This window comes from Cnuella takakiae, assembly GCF_001953305.1.
Lineage (GTDB): Bacteria > Bacteroidota > Bacteroidia > Chitinophagales > Chitinophagaceae > Flavisolibacter > Flavisolibacter takakiae.
On record NZ_MTFE01000010.1, the window covers coordinates 5,094,372 to 5,110,472 of the forward strand.

The following is a 16,101-nucleotide window of genomic DNA, read 5'->3' on the forward strand; positions in this document are numbered from 1 at the left end:
ACCTTTTTGCTTACCTGTACGCTTTTTCTCCAGGCCATCGGCAGATCCGGATTGTGTTTTTGCTTTTTCTTCCTTCTTGGATGTGGCACCATCCATCTTGCGCACCTCGCCTAGTTCCTGTTTCTTCTGGGGTGCTTCCTTTTCTGCAGCCTTACCTACCAGCGTCAGTTCAGGTTTCTTTACCTCCAGATCATAGCGCTTATCCAAACTATGTTGCGGAATCTGTTTTCCCGACTGATCGAAAACCGCAATGGATTTGAACCGGGGATTGGCGGCAACCAAGAGCTGGTCACTTTGCCTATTCTTTTCAAATGTGACTGTTTGCATATTCCCTTTTTGTAAAGACCTGATCAACCCTTCTTTTAACTCCGGGTCGGCGAGCTGCTTAATGGGCAAGGCCTCCAGTTTTTGCTGCAGGTCGAATCCGTACTTCTCATGGTACTGATTGACCTTGTAGTTGCCCGTCGCATCCTTTTCTTTACTATCTAGTTGAAGCCAGGCCTTATAGGTCTGCCCCTCCTTGTCGGTAAGCTCTTTGTGCACGGCACGGCCTTCCAACAAGTTGAAGCCTTCTTTAAGCGTAATGCCATGTCCTTTATTGATGTAGAAGTTTTGGCTTCGCGCAGCCTCATACTCCCCAACCGTCCCGTTCCACTTGTTGAAAAAGTATATATCGCTGGTATCAGACTTACGAAAGGACAGGCTGGCATCAATACGCCGGTCACCAAAAGTAGCGGAATACCCTAACTGGAATTCTTTAGCTCTTTCCTTCAATTTCTCCTCAAGCGATGCATGCAATCCTTCTCCAAACCCGAGGTACTTAAGCGTATCCTTCAGGTAGCTAAAATTCTTCTCGTTCATATGTTTTGGATTTTGATGACAGGATTCAATGTACAGGCAGCAGGATGGCTTTAGCCAACTTACGTGGTGGCACAACCAACCGGAGGTTCCTTCCGCCATCCTGCTCTATAATCTCGATCTGTAAACGTAGGTTGTGGGGTAAGGCTATTTTGGGCAATACAGCAACCATTACCGCAATTCCCAATCGTGGCACTTGTTTATATGCACCTTCCAATGTTTTAATGTGAAGGAGGCGCTGTTGGCTTGCTGTCCGCTTGCCACCTTTTGCATTTGTTACCATAAAACGCAGTGCCGCGATATCATATGTTAGGGTTGTAGTGTTGGAAATCTTCAGATGAAAGAAAAGCATTGAATCCAAAACATAGATACCCTGCACCTGTGCATAGAGCCCGTCTTTGTTATGTACCATACCAACTGCCCTTTGCCCGTTATCAATAATACCTGCCGCATAATTGGAAGCAGAAGCACCTCGTGCTGGTATATTCATTTTATCATTTGCAGGGCTGGGATGATACTTTACCCGGAAGGAAAACACCACATCATCTACAGTAACCACCGTCAGGTTTGTTTCTGCAAACTCCTGTTCCAGCGCCTTTACCAAAACAACTTTACTACCAGGTCCCACAACCCTTGCGTCTATATGCGTATTGCCTAAGTCAACATAGGATACTGATGCAGGAAAGGAAAGACTAACCGTCCTGGCAGTACTAACTTCAACAGCTTGCTGTGCCCGAATCTTCATACCTATAAAGGCAATCAACAACAATAACATTACAGCTTTCATAAACTCTATTTTGATTGTTTGAGTAATACCTGGTAACCGGAGGGCAATACCACCCTTACCTGTCTTGCCTTTTTACCAGCCAGCGATTTAACTGCTTGGATACCCGCAGCAGCAGCCTGGCCGCGCAGAGACGGATCCATAGACAGCATGGAAAGAGATTGAAAGGAATTTTCCACTGACTCATTGATGGTGTTACGCACAAGGGAGCCAGGAATTCGAAGTCCTTCCATACCATCAAGATCATAAACCTTGAACACAGCAGGATAAAGCTTATCCTGGAGCACGATAGAAGTAACAGCAACCTGAAGGCGATCACCTCTTATGGATGCAGTACCATGAACCATAGTACCGGCAGGAACAGCCACACCATTCAGGTAAAAAGTTTGCAACAGTCGAAATTGAACCACCGACCCATCAAGCACTTCCTGCTGGTTGTGAATGATTGCCACCAGACCTGGCTCTTGCTTTTCTAATCCTTGGGCTACTTTAGGAATGTAAAAGTGATCATCTGGTTTATTGAGCGCCTTATTTACGCCGAAATAGGCGATCCGGATATCAGGTTTAGATGACACTGCCTGGGACTTACTATAGTTTGCCGGAGTGTCCACTTGCTGCTGCCTTGCCTTAGCCCGGTCCGGATGCTGGATATCGAGAATCTTGTCCATCATCTGGTTGAGCTCACTCAATTCTTTGTCCGCTTCCGGCTCTGCTTCCTTTGGCGCAAAACGGACTGAAGTGCCCATGCTTGCCTGCACTGGCAGCTCCTTGGCATCAAGTAATTCTTTACTGCTCCGGTCATGTTCCGCCTCACTTACCTGCCGGTTTATGGCACCTAACCTTTGATAAATGAGTCTTTCGGTTGCTGCATGGTTTTGCTCAGAGATGGGTGGAGCCGGATCATAAGCATTATTATCTCCATTGGTAATGGAAACGGGATCTTCACTTAAACCCATACTGTACCGGTCTTGTGTCAGTTTTCTTCGCCATTCCATCGAATCCTGGTCTGCAGCTTCGTAAAAGCGTAGTTTGTCCAATCCCACCTCCTTTTTACCTGTTGTCTGTGGCAGGGATAGATTCATCCCGGCAGCACTGTTCTCATCGGCCTGACTACTACTGGCACCGCCCAATGCCCAAAATCCCAGCGTTATAAATGGAACAACAAGAACAGGCAGCACCAGCAGCGCCTTTCTACGCCGCTGCTCCCATGCAGATAAACTGTTCATAAAACCTTATTTAAATTGTTGATGATAGAGATCTTCCAAGTACAATAGGGTATCGCGCAGGGTCCATACATCACCATGGGTTGGTCTTTTACCAAACTGGCTGGCTACGCCGTTGATACTATCCAATTGCAAGCGCCACTGATGAATGCGATGGTATTCTTCCTTAGAAATAAGCGCTGCGGAAGGAATAGGCTGCGGAAGGGGAACTATCCTGATAGGTGTTACAGTCATACCAGTTTCCCTGGGTTCAACCAAACTACAATAGGATACACCCGCACTGATACCAATGGCTATCGCACAATAGACCATCAGTAACCTTTTTTGCCAGGCAAGGGAAAGGTGCGACATCCTGGCCTGCAGCAAGGTTGCCAACCACTGAACGCCTTTGTGAATCCAACTACCAAAAGCACCACTCTTGATCACACTCTTATCACTCCTTTCCACCACTACCTGTTTTCAGTTTTTAAATCCTTGTTCTCCAGCGTACGCCAGCGCTCAATTAAAAAGCCATGGGGGTTGTGATCTGACCTGGCTACCAGCCGGAGTGCTCCTTCTGTTACCAGCGAACGGGTGATGATGGCTGTAGGCCTGATGATTTCCTGAACACCCCAACAACGAAACTGGAAAGGCTGCTCCTCAAGGTTTACCCACACACTGTCTATACGCACTTTCTGGCTGACATTGCCGGAAATAATGCCCGTATAGTAGTTGTTCTCTTTTAGGCTTTCATATAAGCTTTTGGCTGACCCATCTGCTAGGTATAGTGCTTTGGTGATGGTAGCCTTGATAGCTTCGTCGTCCGGATCGAGCGTAAAGAAGTATTCATGAAAGGTTCTGATATGATCCTTGGCTTCCACCAAAAGATTGTCTCTTTTGTTACTGGCAAAAGCCTCCATAGCCTTACCAGCCGCTAGTATATAAACCTTCGATTCCGTTTGCGCCGCCAGTTGGTAACTGCGATAGGTTACGAAGGCCGCAAACATCAAACAACCTATTACCGATACCAGTGCAAATAGCCGCACCTGCTGGAAAGCTGTTTCCAGGTTTCTTGATTTTCGAAACATCACGATTTCCCTCCCTCGATTTTATCCTTAAAATATTGACTGCTTCCCGCAGCCGATGCCATTCCAGATGAAACCATACCGGCGCCGCTGCCATACACATCTTTCACCATGCTACTGCCACCCTGCACCATGCTACGCATAGAACTGGCCGTTGAAGAAGAAAACAGGCTGCTAACTTTATACAACAGGGCATTGCTGCCACCGGCATGAACAATATAGTTGGCAACTGAAGGCACCGTGAAGTATCCAACGATACCGATGATCATAAAAATGAGATAGGCAGAGTCGGTATTAGAAAAGAAAGTATCCCCACTTGCCCATATTTGCTCCAGGTCCAGCTGAATCATTTTTTCCTGCACCTTGCCGATCATGGAGCCAAACACATTGGCTACGGGCAGCCATAGGAATACATTGATGTAACGAGCCATCCAAACAGTAAGGGTATGGCTAAAACCATCAAAAACGGAAATCCCGAAAACCAGGGGACCAAGAATGGCTAATACCACCAGGTAAAAAGTACGTAGGGTGTTGATGCAAAGTCCGGCAGCCAGGTACAGCAGATGCAGTACTTCGCTCATCCACTCCTTAATTGAGTTGCGGAAGCTGTAAGAGGCTTTGGCCATGGCAAATCGGATATCATTGCCTATCGAATTAAGCCAAGTATCATTGTTTGCGGATGGATCTTCGGGATGTGTGTACTTATACCATTGTTCCCGGTCACCGCCCCCCGTCTCACCCACATACATCTGCCAGAGGTTCGACTTTTTTACCGCTTCCTCCCTTTGCTTGAGTAACAGAACAATAGACTTGTCGCTTGCTTCCACCATGGCGTGGGTGGCACTCACCGTTGGCTTCATCACGCCATTAATCAGGTCAAGTACCGAGGGAAACATGATGACCGCGAACCCAATGACAAAGGGCCGGAATAGAGGGTAAAAATCGATGGGCTCCGACCTTGCGATATGCCCCCATACCCGTGCAGCGATGTACCAGGTGGCTGCAAAGCCGGCAATGCCGCGCCCTACACCCATCAACTGGCTGCACAAAGGCAGCATTTCGTTGTACAATTGGTCCAACACACCCTGCATGCCTTTCAGCTCCTGCTCTACTACCTGGGCTGCCGAAACCTGAGGCAATAGCATTCCCATCACCACAGCTATTGTGGTTTGCACCATTCTTTTCATCACCTTTCTTTTGAAATTATTTGCCTTGAAGCCTGCGGATGGCTCCATTATCCTGCCACTCCTTATGCCGTTGTACCAACAGTATTTTGGTTTCAGCCGTAAAGCTGCGTAAGAAGATCAGTTGCATATTGGTTTCTTCCCATACCCGGTCAACGGCCTTCAACCGCTCTTCATCAGACATCCGCAAGGCACCTGTGGTAAGCACCAGGGCGAGTGCTTCCAACTGCTTCAGGCTGCCTTTCATCAGGTTACCCATAACCTTTGATTGGTAATCCAGCTCACCGGCTAACAACAAATCACCAGCCCTGACCTGCCTGAGCGTCGCCTTGCAAGATTTAACCAAGTCCACCTGCTTGCGTACAATGTCGGTAACCTTGTAGTAGTTACGAACAGCAGGACTTACTTCCAAGAGGCCATCCATAAACACTTTATGTAAATTGTAATTGCCTGCTGAAATATCCTGCACCGCCAGGTAGCCTTTTGCTACCACCTCATACCCTTTCTTAAGCTGCTCCAGTATCTCCTTCATCTGCGCCAGCTTTTCTACGTTAAGCAGCAACTGCTGCGCTTCCTGCTCCTGTGCAAATACTTTTTGTACCGGCATTACTAACAATAGCACACCCAATATCATCCGCCACATATACACCTCCCTTAGTTTCCGTACAATGACCTGATTAGTTTTCCTGAAGCTGTTTCGAGCTTTATGTTATATTCAATCGATTTACTGGAAGAATAGAGTTCGACTGCAAAAGCTTCGTGTCCCTGCATCTGATCGTACAAACGGTCTATCTGTTGGAGGCGGCTGGCATCCTGCAGTGAAAAGGTATTGGAGCCTGTAGAAAGCTGCACTTCGGAGAGGGTACGTGCAAGCCTTGAAAGCAAGCCACTCCAAGCATTGAATAACTGTTGATAATACTGCCGGCTTGCTACTTTAACCTTGGCAAGGGAACCACCACTTTGCAGGTACATCCCAAGAATCCTGTGAGCAGACAAGGTGATTGCGCCAACCTTCCAATAGCCACGTACCGCAGGTTTAACATTCTGCAAACTGTTGAAATAATCCTTATGTAAGGAGAACTCCCCCGTTTTTACATCGCTGATCAACGCGAGCCCACCCTGAACAACACCGTATCCCCTTTCCAGGTGACCGGCATACATCCTCAGGGCAGCAGCCTGCTCTGCCAGGTAGCGCAACTGCGTTTTACGCTGCCTTAACCATTCATCCGCATTTTGTGCACTTCCCACATGCCATCCCAAGATCAGCACCACCACTATCCACTGCATATCCAACTGTTTACAATCCATAAATCTTACGCACTACTGCTATATCCTGCTCATCTTTCGCTCTTCCGATTGATACCTGAATATTACGAGCATTAAACGCCTTCAGGTCCGCATAATTCCGGTTTATATCATCCGCAACCTTCCCAACCAATTCCATTCTTTGCCCATCGGTCATTACCAGGGCAAAGGACTGAATCAGTTTGTGCACCTGCTCTATATTATGAAGGCTTTGCTTTAGTATACCGGTATATGTATTGCCTATGTACACCAGTTCCTGTGTAGTGAAATGTTTGTCCTTCCGAACGCGCGACCAGGCAGTTTTGTAAGCCTGCACTATTTGCATTTGCCTTTGGGCAAGCTCCCGCACCTGTGCATAAAAGGAAACAGCAGCTTTTACCCTCCACAACTGTTCATAATAGTCCTGGTATAAATCTCTTTGTTTGCTTACCCATCCGGCAATCTCCTCCAAGCGGGTTTTGGAAAGCGTATTCTCCAGCGCCTTTTGTGCATTCTGAAACCATAGGGTTTCATTTTGCATCCGCTGAATTTTAAGATCTACCGCCTTGATCACTTTTACAATGCCCCTGCGAATAATTTCCGTAACTGGATCCTGGGCATTCGTTGTTGAAGTACACAAAAAGAAAAGCCATACAGCACAAACCACCTTCTTCATAAAACCTGTGTTTAATCTTTCAATGCCAAATACATCGTACCATTATAAATCAATTTGCCACCTACATCAGGAAAGCTATACCGGTTGCCATTTCGAGGATTAACAACAACTTTGTCTTCTGATTGAAACCGAGCCCTAAACTCCGTATTACTATACTTAACCGGCCCAAATCCGTGATCCAATTTTCTTTTGTAGGTTATCAGGTGGCGAACATAAATCCAATCGTCATGTTCAGGCTTAAGGATCACAGTATCATTTGCAATACTGAATTCACTTTCAGATTGATTTACATAAATCCCTGCTGGAAGTTTGACTTTAGAATTGCGGGCAATACAACCAATCAAAAAGATGGATACTACGACACATAAAAGCAATGGTTTCATATGGGGTAATTTTAAGGGTTAAGCAGATTTATTTTGAGCCTTACCCAACTCCTCTGCTAAGACACTAATCCCTTTCTTCCTGCTGCCCCATTTCGCTGCATATTGCGCTATTTTAACCTTTTCACCTTCTTCTGTTGTATAGGCCAGGTATTCTTCCAGTGATACCTCTGTACGGTACACTTTTGACAACTGCCCACCAAGGGAAATAAATACTTCCTTGTACTTTTTAGCGGGATCGTTTGCCTTGTTTACCGAAAGCACCATTGCCTTCTCCTTCTCTGTTAATCCAAGCAATTCCTGGATTTGGTCAAACTTATTCTGGTACTTGCTTTGGTCCAGCAGGATCTTACAGTCAGAGTTATTGACAATAGCTTGCTTTACCACCGGCGAGGATATAATATCTTCAATATCCTGTGTCACCACAACCGCCTCGCCAAAAAACTTGCGGACTGTTTTAAACAGGTACTTGATGTATTCAGCCATTCCCTCGCGAGCTATTGCTTTCCAGGCCTCTTCAATCAAAATCATCTTGCGTACGCCCTTTAGCTTCCGCATCTTGGAAATAAACACTTCCATGATAATGATGGTAACTACCGGGAACAGGATGGGATGATCTTTGATATTATCCAGTTCAAAAAGAATAAAGCGTTGGTTAAGCAGGTCCAGGTTCTTTTCGGCATTCAACAGGTAGTCGAACTCGCCGCCCTTGTAATAAGGCCTGAGCACGTACAGAAAATTGGCCATGTCGAAATCCTTTTCCTTTACCCGATCTCTACCCAGTGCATCCGAAAAATCTCCTTGCAAAAACTCATAGAAGCTATTGAAACAGGGAAAAACTTTCGGGTGCTGCCCCAGGTAATTGTAGTATGACTGTACTGCATTGGAAAGCGCCACGTATTCGCTCCGGTTGTACTGTTCGTCATCTTTCTTCCATAAGGCAAGCAGCAGGGTTTTGATGCTTTCCTTCTTTTCCGTATCCAGCACTTCACCTAGGGCTATGTAAAACGGGTTAAAACGGATAGGATCCTTTTCATCATAGGTAAAGTAATAACCACCTACCAGCTCGCAGAGACCTACATAAGAATACCCTACATCTACCAGCACCACGTGGGTTCCCTGTTCGTAATAGGAAGGAACCATGTGGTTGGTGAAAAAAGACTTGCCGCTTCCGCTTGGACCCAAGATGAATTTATTGCGGTTGGTACAGATACCCCGCTGCATGGGTTCATCCGATATATCTACATGTACCGGGTAGCCCGTTAGCCGGTCGCCCAGCCGGATACCCACCGGAGACAGGGAAGAACGATACGCGGTTTCCAGGTTTAAAAAGCAACAAGCCTGCTCAGCAAAGGTGTCAAAACACTCATTCGCAGGGAAATCGCCGGCATTACCCGGCAGGCCCGCCCAATGGATTTGTGGCGCTCCATTCACTTCGTGTTTGGGCACAGCATCCATCTGGGAGAAAGCGCTGCCAAGCAGGTTGCGCATTCCCTTCAACTCCAATCTATCCTCTGTCCAAACCAACACATTGAAATGTGCCTTTACCGGCAGGCGTTGTTGCCCAATCGCTTCATTTAGAAACTCATTCACCGCATCTTTTGCCAGCGCATTCTCCCTTGAATAGGCAGCCAGGGACTGTAACCTTAACCGCTTTTCTTCTAGCTTTTTAATTGTAGTATTCGGATCATCCAAAAAGATGAACTGGTTATAGATATGATTGCACCGCAACAGGTGACCCAACGGGGCCGCAAAACCTATTGAAAATTTGGTGCGGTCTGTAGAGTAGCGCTCATAGTTAATCCGCGGCCCACAAAACGGTGGCAGATTTTCGGTATCGGCAAGGGTGTACAGTTGCATCAATTTGCTGCCGACCTTAAAGCTCTCCTTGAATTGCAGGTCGGCCACCATTTTTTCTGCTGGCACTGTCTGCAAAAAGCAATACCGCTCAATCAAGCCTGCCAACAAATCATTACTGGCCAACTCGTCGTCCCTTAACTGCTTCATCTGCACAAACCCACTGTCTTGCATAATCCGCTGAAACTGGCTGCACTGGCTCTGGAATTCCTGGAAGAATTGCGGCTTGCGCAGTTGTGCAGGAAGCAGGTGCGCACTGAGCAGGTTGGAAGCCAGGGATGTGGCACCCCTGCGGCCTGATGCTTTGCGGGTAAGCAAGACATAGCATTGATGATATAGGAAAGGACGCTCGTTGAAATACCGTTCGCTTGCCGCAGATAAAAACCCCTTATCTAAATGGCTACTTTGCAGTTGGTAAGCCGATTCGGTAAACCAATCCTGCTTATGAAATACCGAGCCATCCGGCAATACTTTCAATGCTTTTACCCATGCCTGGTGAAAGGCTTCATACTCCAGGTCGGAAAGTGTAAACAGTTCCGGAAGCTGCACCTCGAAAGCAATGGTAATATCACCCTGCTTGGAGATGATGGCATTGTCTTCTACCGTCATAATGGGAATGATATTTTCCAAAAGCTTTTCCATATACCACACTGCTTTTCCAGTTATAAATAGAACACCTTCCTGTTGCGTACCTTTACCACTTTGGGCACTTTGCCTGCCGCTATTTTCTTCATCATGCCATGCGCACCATAGCGATGACTCAGCCTGCTGATATACAGGAACCAGCCAGTGCCGCCACCCAACACCAATACGGTGCAGAACAAGGGTGGAACGCCACAGATAAACAGGATAGCAAAGAGGACCAGTAAAACCACAACACCGCCTCCCAGGTACCAGATATATTGTGCTTTCAATCCCTTAAAGGTGATTGGCTTATTGATGCCCTTGTTAATGGTATAAACACTGGCTGGCATACCTGTACTTTTTTAAATACCAAAGAAGCTGCGGATAACGGTAGCTACCACTACCAGGAACACGCAGGAGCCAAACCAGGCCGCAGCAACCTTCCCCGTGTCGTGATCGCCGCTGTTCCACTTCTGGTACACTTTCACTGCGCCAATCAAACCCAATATGGCGCCTACCGCGTACATCAGGTTGATGCCTGAATCGAAATAAGATCGCACTCTGGTATTGGCTTCATTGATACCCGCATTGCCATCCTGCGCCATTAACGCTGCCTGTACCGCCAGCATGGCTACTACTACCATTCCACTTCGCAACGTCCTGCAATAGGCCGTCATTCCCTTACGCACCTTTTTCATAACCTGTATTTGTCTGATGAAACAATTCCTACCTGTTGCTCCCTGATGACCCGGCCATTCCGGCCGGGCCAGAGAGCGTTTACCCATCCTGCCCTGCAGTTCTACAACTCACCCTTGCCAAACCCGCTCCATATCCGCATCCGACAGGTCGATAAAACAGAGATGCGCACATTGTGCAACCATAACATTCGATAGCGATACTTGGTACTCCGACCTATTGATGGAGGGGTATTTCGCAACAATGTGCCTTAATGCTGAAATCAGTCCGTCTTTATCCCCCTTATGCTTCCTGGCTTCCTCGAGGAATGCATTTACCTCGTCTACACAGGCGTAAACCGGGTATTCTGCACTTTCTACCGAAGGATATAAAAAATCATCTTGTGCTATCGCATCCGCGCTGGCACTTGCCTGAACTGTGAAATTTTCAGTTTGCTGCTCCTGTTTACGCCAAACTTGCTTAGCCGTTTTCAGAAGTGCCAGCTTGGTCTTAAGTTTATAGATGGCAAACAAAGTGCAGTAGTATAGTACTAAAGTTGTGGCAATAAAGAGCCAGTAGCTGCTCCAGCTTATTTCTTTAAGCATAACGAAAATTTTTTTTGAACCTATGGTTTGAAACTCAACCTAATCTAAAACCTTCCCATGCCTGATATTGATCCATATGCAAACGTTGAATAGAATGAATGTTGCAGCAACAATCCCAGTAAACCAAAAGGTAATAATTGGAACCGTTTGATTGAATGTACCTGAATAATTATAAGATCCACTTTCCTTGAAGAAGTAATAAACAGAAGCAAACAGCAATACAACACCAGTAATATTTCCTAACACTTTTACTGTTGAATGTTTCCTCCAGTTTACAAAATGATGTAAAAACAACAACAATAAAAGACCAAAACTGCAAGACAACTTAGTGATGCTGAACACCGGGGCTGCAATTAAATAGAGAAAATAAAACCCGCCTACATGCTCCCCGCTAATAATCAGGGTTAGAAAACATACAATGACCAGATATGGCGAAGAAAAAAACATTGAAAGCTGCATAACTATCCATTTACCTTACACTATTCAACACTACCTCCGGTTTTGAGTTAAGATGGTATGAAAAAATAATCCATCAACTCTTTTGCTCCTTAATGCTTGAATAAAATTAGATCACTTAAATGCTAGCAACACTTAAATATGGATAAGTTTTTACATGCGTCCTTTAATCTTACTTAGGGTTACTTCGGTGATACCCAGGTAAGAAGCCAGGTGTTTGGCAGGCACCCGAAGTACCAGTTCCGAATGGTGCTCCATCAGGTAATCGTACCGCTCCTGCGAGCGCATCAAGCGGATGGAATAAAGCCGTTGTTCGCTTTGGATATAATAGCGCTCGGTAAGTACCCTGCCGATAAAGTTGAACTCAGGAAAGTGCCGGTAGATATACTGCAACTCTTCGTAGCTGATATAATGTACCGTAGTATCCTCCAGCGCCTGTATCGACTCATAGCTTTCCTTTTGCAGGAAGAAAGACTCTACCGAAATCATTACATCGCCTTCCTTCATAAACCAGGAAGAGATATCATGCCCATCACGCATGTAATAGCAGCGCAGCAGGCCTTTGCTGATAAAATAAATATTGCGGGAGATATGACCGGCTTTAAGTAGATAAGCCTTGCGTGGGAATGCTTTGGTTTTGAGCGTCTCGCCCAAATACGTTTTCAATCCATCACTTAATGGATGAATGCTTTCCAAATATGACAAGAGTGCTTCCATAGCCTACACATTTACAAACATCACTTGCACCAAGGGAGCTTTCAGGCGGGTAGGATAGGCCAGACTCAGGGAAGCAGTTCTTTGGGATCGACGGATAAGTGCCGGGCAACTAATTCCAAAAAGGAAATGGAAAAATTTCTTTCACCCAGTTCCATCCTATTGATCTGGCTATAATCTACGCCACAATCTATAGCCAAGTCCTCTTGCGTTCGGTTCCGCTCCAACCTGATAGCCCTGATACGCTGGCCGACAGCTTTTATAAAGTCTTCGTTTTTGTAGTTCGTTCTGCGGTCAGCTTTATTCACCTGACAAATTGAACAGTATTATACCTAATTCTATAAGGACTATAATCCTTAATTTTTTTTCTTATTCTTTTTCATTGTTTTTGGATAAGACTTTTTAACAAAGCCAGCTACTTGTCAAATCGTTCCTTGCTCCTGCTTCTTTAGCCACTATTTGCAATTAGGTCCCCAAAAAGTCACAAAGACTATCATTATATGATATTGGCTCTCATGCCAGGAAGTTATTTCAGTAAAAAGACATACCATTTCAAAGCCACTCTTAACTAACTTAATGATCAGCAAGACCGGCCTTTCATAACGCGATATCTGTTTCAAGTTTATACCCACCGCATTACAGGCTGCCGATTGGGACTTAGAAACTTAAATCCTTGAGGAAGTATCCTTTACAGCAGGCAAAATCTATGTGAAAGGAAACTCACCGCGTGGGGTTAAACAAAGAGGCGCAGACTAAATCCTGTACTACAATGCTTGATCCTTTTACAGAAACAGGCACCCCACCAAGATCATCCGAAGCTTTGGCAGCCCGGAAAGATATTGGGCAGCCATCACCGACCTGGAGCAGCAGCTGTATCAAACAGGGTAATGCGCCTTTGAGTGGTATTTGAATAACAATTATCCGTCTAGATATGGATGTACAACAAAGTAGTGCAGTCATACCGAACTTGTTTCGGCATCTCCGGCTACTTTCAAACATTTGACAAAAGTGTTGGGAATGGTGACATGAGCAAATATGACAGAACCCCTGAAGGCTGTACTACCTTTATTTGCAGCACTTCCTTAAATATCTGATGACTTAAAACGGTATCCTAATTAACGATGAACCCCGCAGCAAACAATAGTTTATACCACGACAGCAAAACAATCCTGCAGGAAGCCCGGCAATCGGCTTACTGTTCAGTTAACTTTGCCATGGTAGTGGCTTATTGGGAAATAAGCCAACGCATCGTGAAACACGAGCAGGGTTGAAAAGAGAAAGCAGCCTAGGGCGAAGCGCTGCTGAAGCAATTGGCTGCATCGCTGACTGCTGATTTTGGTAAAAGGTTCTCCTATGCAAACGTTAAGAACTTCCGTCAGTTCTACCTCACATTCCCCAGAATCTAATTCGCTACACACTGCGTAGCGAATTAGATTCCGGGAAAAGCCATGCAGCGGGTGTCCAATCAGCTGCACATTTACTACGTCCGGAATTAAGCTGGACCCACTACCACCTGCTGATGCGGGTGGACAACGAAGCCGCCCGCCAGTACTACATGGCCGAAACCATTGCCCAGAACTGGAGTTCCCGTGGCCACCGGCATGCCTTTAACGATACTTACAAACAGGTGCCCCGCGACCTGCAAATAAAGTAGCAATCCTGAAAAATTAAAACATCGGGGGAAAAATTGGAAAGGATTACAATTGAGTATGAACGATTTTACCGCAACGAAATGAACAGGGCAGATATAGCAGATGACCTCAAGCAAAGCTTGTTATAGCTTACCAGTTTTATGCTTTCATAGCAACAGCCACCATCCGCTACTCCACAAACTATCACCACCATGCCAGTTGACCTTTCCAATTGCTTGGTTGTTGGCGTATCTACCGAGGCATTATCAACCTGAAGAGAACCAAAACTTTATAGAACAGGGGATGGTGAGTTACCGAGTTAGGCCTGCAACGCAAAAGTTTAATACGAGGACACTCACCCTATATCCATCAAAGGCGCGTTCTAAAATTTCAACTCATATCCAATCACTTTGCAGGCGCTTCCTTCTTCTCAAAACGCCAGGTGGGGTTTTGCGACAACCCCGGTTGTGCACCGGCAAACAGTTTTCCGGCTTCCTTATCCCCCTTCAGTTGCCATTTGTACCAGGCTGTAGCCACCTTTGCGAATTCACCTCCGTGTGGTTGGCTGTATGTTCCGCCATGGCCTACATCCATATTAGCCATGTAAACGGGTACATGATCAATGCGCCTGTAATCATCCATGCCATTTTTATAAGCAATATCCTTTTCGCCGCCCAGTAAATACAGCGTAGGTGTATGGAGTTTTTGGAGGTGATCTTTTGTCAGGCCTGGCATTCCTGATAACCTGTTGGTGGTATCTGCCAGGATGCCACTATTACAAACTACCACGGTGCTGATGCGTGGGTCGGCAGCCACTTCCAGTGTTTGCAAGCCGCCACACGACATGCCGCTAACAGCAATTTTGGAAACATCAATCTTATTGAAATACGGGCTCTTATTGTCCTTATTCTGCGCGATGGCCCAATCAATAGCATCCGCCAATTGGGAGGAAGAGGATCTTCCCCGGCCCTTTTCCCCTTCCAGTGGCATTGGGCCAATGGCAATTACTAAAAAGCCATGGGAGGCCACCTCCGACAAAAAGTTGATATGCTCCCAGGGCGAATTGGCACAGGCACCATTACCCCAGGCAATCACCGGCAGCTCCTTCTTTTTACCGAAAGCACTAAGGTCACTAGGACGAAATACAGTGTGGGTTGGCAGGGATGCTTCCGAAAGCATAACTGCATTATGGGGTCCCGTACCGCCGTCTTCCACTACCCGCGAGGTTGGACGTACAGATGTTGCCGGTGTCTGTGCTAACAGATTGTTTGTTGCACTGAGGCTCAGGCCCGCGGTAAAAAGGAGAACGAGCATTTTCCTGGTCATAGCATGTATTTATTAACGTGCGTATTGTAACGTTGAGGGAATTGGTCCTGTTCTGAACAACCCTTCAACCAGGATCAAATTATATAAAGTATTTATAATGATCCATAATGATTTTACAAGGGACTGCATTAGCCACTGGCAAAACCAATAATACAGTAATGAGATCGGGCATACCGGCTGCGCAAACCATATCGGTCTTTAGTTGCGACGCTCCGTTCAAGTTTCTCTGCTCTATGGCGCAAAGGCTGAATAAAGTCGTTTTCTAAAGACACCGGACAAAAGCGGCGCGAAGGTAGCAGCCTGCACCCCTGTAGTACTGCAATGCGCAAAAAGACTACGGCATAAAAAGCCACCGCTCGCCCAATCACCACAGCCTGCACCTGCACTACCGGCAAGGCTCATCGTCTCCCTCCCACCCATTTATTCCGTTTCCTTTTTGCCCCCTGCAGGCTGCCTGCCCTCCTGCTTTCTTTTTTCCCGGTTTTTTCTTTTGAAAGCAAGCCTTCACACCCAAACCAGCAAACATGAAAAGGGCAACCTTATCCCGGCTCATGTGCCTGTCCTGGAAGATTCAGCACAAACAGGAGTGCAGCAGGTCCCGCTCCTTCCTTGCAGCCTGGGCCATCCTGCCGATAGCGTTGACACTACCATTTTCTACCTCGTACGCAGGTTCAGCCATTCGCATTATCCCAATAAAGTACGGCTGGCAGACCTCACCCTTTTTGGCGTAGCATAACCCGCATCTTTTCACCCTTAAATA

21 protein-coding genes are annotated in these 16,101 nt (G+C 46.3%); 3 read left to right on the forward strand and 18 right to left on the reverse strand.

Annotation, left to right across the window (positions count from 1 at the left end; translation table 11 throughout):
* From BUE76_RS21760 to BUE76_RS25495, 17 genes are all read right to left on the reverse strand, one after another.
* Window positions 1–861 (reverse strand): hypothetical protein (locus BUE76_RS21760; RefSeq protein ID WP_158070019.1); only part of this gene is annotated, 861 nt, incomplete at its 3' end.
* 25 nt (window positions 862–886) lie between these two features.
* Entirely contained in the window at window positions 887–1,645 is a 759-nt protein-coding gene (locus tag BUE76_RS21765; protein ID WP_073041994.1) for a DUF4138 domain-containing protein, read from the reverse strand.
* A gap of 5 nt (window positions 1,646–1,650) precedes the next feature.
* Complete coding sequence (traM, locus tag BUE76_RS21770) at window positions 1,651–2,868, reverse strand: conjugative transposon protein TraM (RefSeq protein ID WP_073041992.1); 1,218 nt, start codon at window positions 2,866–2,868, stop codon at window positions 1,651–1,653.
* Window positions 2,869–2,874: 6 nt separating this feature from the next.
* Entirely contained in the window at window positions 2,875–3,216 is a 342-nt protein-coding gene (locus BUE76_RS21775) for a hypothetical protein (RefSeq protein WP_143157263.1), read from the reverse strand.
* Window positions 3,217–3,314: 98 nt separating this feature from the next.
* A complete protein-coding gene (traK, locus tag BUE76_RS21780) occupies window positions 3,315–3,932 on the reverse strand; it encodes a conjugative transposon protein TraK (protein WP_073041988.1) in 618 nt (205 codons plus the stop codon).
* The gene (traJ, locus tag BUE76_RS21785; protein WP_073041987.1) at window positions 3,932–5,116 is read right to left on the reverse strand and encodes a conjugative transposon protein TraJ; all 1,185 of its coding nucleotides are present in this window, start codon (window positions 5,114–5,116) and stop codon (window positions 3,932–3,934) included. The genes traK and traJ overlap by 1 nt, the downstream gene beginning before the upstream one ends.
* Window positions 5,117–5,132: 16 nt before the next feature.
* Window positions 5,133–5,720: a TerB family tellurite resistance protein gene (locus BUE76_RS21790; protein ID WP_143157262.1), complete on the reverse strand. Its 588-nt coding sequence runs from the start codon at window positions 5,718–5,720 to the stop codon at window positions 5,133–5,135.
* Between the two features lie 47 nt (window positions 5,721–5,767).
* Entirely contained in the window at window positions 5,768–6,388 is a 621-nt protein-coding gene (locus BUE76_RS21795) for a hypothetical protein (RefSeq protein ID WP_143157261.1), read from the reverse strand.
* Between the two features lie 22 nt (window positions 6,389–6,410).
* Window positions 6,411–7,073, reverse strand: a complete 663-nt coding sequence (locus BUE76_RS21800; RefSeq protein ID WP_073041982.1) for a conjugal transfer protein TraI — start codon at window positions 7,071–7,073, stop codon at window positions 6,411–6,413.
* A gap of 11 nt (window positions 7,074–7,084) precedes the next feature.
* Window positions 7,085–7,456, reverse strand: a complete 372-nt coding sequence (locus BUE76_RS21805; protein WP_073041980.1) for a hypothetical protein — start codon at window positions 7,454–7,456, stop codon at window positions 7,085–7,087.
* A gap of 18 nt (window positions 7,457–7,474) precedes the next feature.
* The gene (locus BUE76_RS21810; RefSeq protein ID WP_073041979.1) at window positions 7,475–9,952 is read right to left on the reverse strand and encodes a TraG family conjugative transposon ATPase; all 2,478 of its coding nucleotides are present in this window, start codon (window positions 9,950–9,952) and stop codon (window positions 7,475–7,477) included.
* 20 nt (window positions 9,953–9,972) lie between these two features.
* A complete protein-coding gene (locus BUE76_RS21815; protein ID WP_073041977.1) occupies window positions 9,973–10,284 on the reverse strand; it encodes a DUF4133 domain-containing protein in 312 nt (103 codons plus the stop codon).
* Window positions 10,285–10,296: 12 nt separating this feature from the next.
* A complete protein-coding gene (locus BUE76_RS21820; RefSeq protein WP_073041975.1) occupies window positions 10,297–10,632 on the reverse strand; it encodes a DUF4134 domain-containing protein in 336 nt (111 codons plus the stop codon).
* A 108-nt stretch (window positions 10,633–10,740) separates the two neighbouring features.
* Entirely contained in the window at window positions 10,741–11,214 is a 474-nt protein-coding gene (locus BUE76_RS21825) for a hypothetical protein (protein WP_073041973.1), read from the reverse strand.
* A 39-nt stretch (window positions 11,215–11,253) separates the two neighbouring features.
* Window positions 11,254–11,673, reverse strand: a complete 420-nt coding sequence (locus BUE76_RS24325) for a hypothetical protein (protein WP_143157260.1) — start codon at window positions 11,671–11,673, stop codon at window positions 11,254–11,256.
* Between the two features lie 150 nt (window positions 11,674–11,823).
* On the reverse strand, window positions 11,824–12,387 hold the full coding sequence (locus BUE76_RS21830) for a Crp/Fnr family transcriptional regulator (protein WP_073041971.1): 564 nt from the start codon (window positions 12,385–12,387) through the stop codon (window positions 11,824–11,826).
* A 65-nt stretch (window positions 12,388–12,452) separates the two neighbouring features.
* Window positions 12,453–12,692: a helix-turn-helix domain-containing protein gene (locus BUE76_RS25495; RefSeq protein ID WP_216820700.1), complete on the reverse strand. Its 240-nt coding sequence runs from the start codon at window positions 12,690–12,692 to the stop codon at window positions 12,453–12,455.
* Window positions 12,693–13,505: 813 nt separating this feature from the next.
* Between BUE76_RS25495 and BUE76_RS24330 the strand changes: the two genes are divergently transcribed.
* Together BUE76_RS24330 and BUE76_RS25315 are read left to right on the forward strand one after the other, a co-directional pair.
* A complete protein-coding gene (locus tag BUE76_RS24330; protein WP_143157259.1) occupies window positions 13,506–13,655 on the forward strand; it encodes a DUF1016 N-terminal domain-containing protein in 150 nt (49 codons plus the stop codon).
* Between the two features lie 146 nt (window positions 13,656–13,801).
* Window positions 13,802–14,038 (forward strand): DUF1016 N-terminal domain-containing protein, encoded by a 237-nt coding sequence (locus BUE76_RS25315; protein ID WP_143157258.1) that lies wholly within the window; start codon window positions 13,802–13,804, stop codon window positions 14,036–14,038.
* A gap of 382 nt (window positions 14,039–14,420) precedes the next feature.
* Here BUE76_RS25315 and BUE76_RS21845 read toward each other — a convergent pair whose 3' ends face one another.
* Window positions 14,421–15,341, reverse strand: a complete 921-nt coding sequence (locus BUE76_RS21845) for an alpha/beta hydrolase family protein (protein WP_073041969.1) — start codon at window positions 15,339–15,341, stop codon at window positions 14,421–14,423.
* A gap of 490 nt (window positions 15,342–15,831) precedes the next feature.
* Between BUE76_RS21845 and BUE76_RS21850 the strand changes: the two genes are divergently transcribed.
* Entirely contained in the window at window positions 15,832–16,077 is a 246-nt protein-coding gene (locus tag BUE76_RS21850) for a hypothetical protein (protein WP_143157257.1), read from the forward strand.
* Window positions 16,078–16,101: the final 24 nt, after the last annotated feature.

Coding starts and splice junctions, on each gene's coding strand:
- BUE76_RS21765 (WP_073041994.1), bottom strand. CDS start 1,645: ATGAAAGCTGTAATGTTATTGTTGTTGATTGCCTTTATAGGTATGAAG.
- traM (WP_073041992.1), bottom strand. CDS start 2,868: ATGAACAGTTTATCTGCATGGGAGCAGCGGCGTAGAAAGGCGCTGCTG.
- BUE76_RS21775 (WP_143157263.1), bottom strand. CDS start 3,216: ATGTCGCACCTTTCCCTTGCCTGGCAAAAAAGGTTACTGATGGTCTAT.
- traK (WP_073041988.1), bottom strand. CDS start 3,932: ATGTTTCGAAAATCAAGAAACCTGGAAACAGCTTTCCAGCAGGTGCGG.
- traJ (WP_073041987.1), bottom strand. CDS start 5,116: ATGAAAAGAATGGTGCAAACCACAATAGCTGTGGTGATGGGAATGCTA.
- BUE76_RS21790 (WP_143157262.1), bottom strand. CDS start 5,720: ATGCCGGTACAAAAAGTATTTGCACAGGAGCAGGAAGCGCAGCAGTTG.
- BUE76_RS21800 (WP_073041982.1), bottom strand. CDS start 7,073: ATGAAGAAGGTGGTTTGTGCTGTATGGCTTTTCTTTTTGTGTACTTCA.
- BUE76_RS21805 (WP_073041980.1), bottom strand. CDS start 7,456: ATGAAACCATTGCTTTTATGTGTCGTAGTATCCATCTTTTTGATTGGT.
- BUE76_RS21810 (WP_073041979.1), bottom strand. CDS start 9,952: ATGGAAAAGCTTTTGGAAAATATCATTCCCATTATGACGGTAGAAGAC.
- BUE76_RS21815 (WP_073041977.1), bottom strand. CDS start 10,284: ATGCCAGCCAGTGTTTATACCATTAACAAGGGCATCAATAAGCCAATC.
- BUE76_RS21820 (WP_073041975.1), bottom strand. CDS start 10,632: ATGAAAAAGGTGCGTAAGGGAATGACGGCCTATTGCAGGACGTTGCGA.
- BUE76_RS21825 (WP_073041973.1), bottom strand. CDS start 11,214: ATGCTTAAAGAAATAAGCTGGAGCAGCTACTGGCTCTTTATTGCCACA.
- BUE76_RS24325 (WP_143157260.1), bottom strand. CDS start 11,673: ATGCAGCTTTCAATGTTTTTTTCTTCGCCATATCTGGTCATTGTATGT.
- BUE76_RS21830 (WP_073041971.1), bottom strand. CDS start 12,387: ATGGAAGCACTCTTGTCATATTTGGAAAGCATTCATCCATTAAGTGAT.
- BUE76_RS24330 (WP_143157259.1), top strand. CDS start 13,506: ATGAACCCCGCAGCAAACAATAGTTTATACCACGACAGCAAAACAATC.
- BUE76_RS21845 (WP_073041969.1), bottom strand. CDS start 15,341: ATGACCAGGAAAATGCTCGTTCTCCTTTTTACCGCGGGCCTGAGCCTC.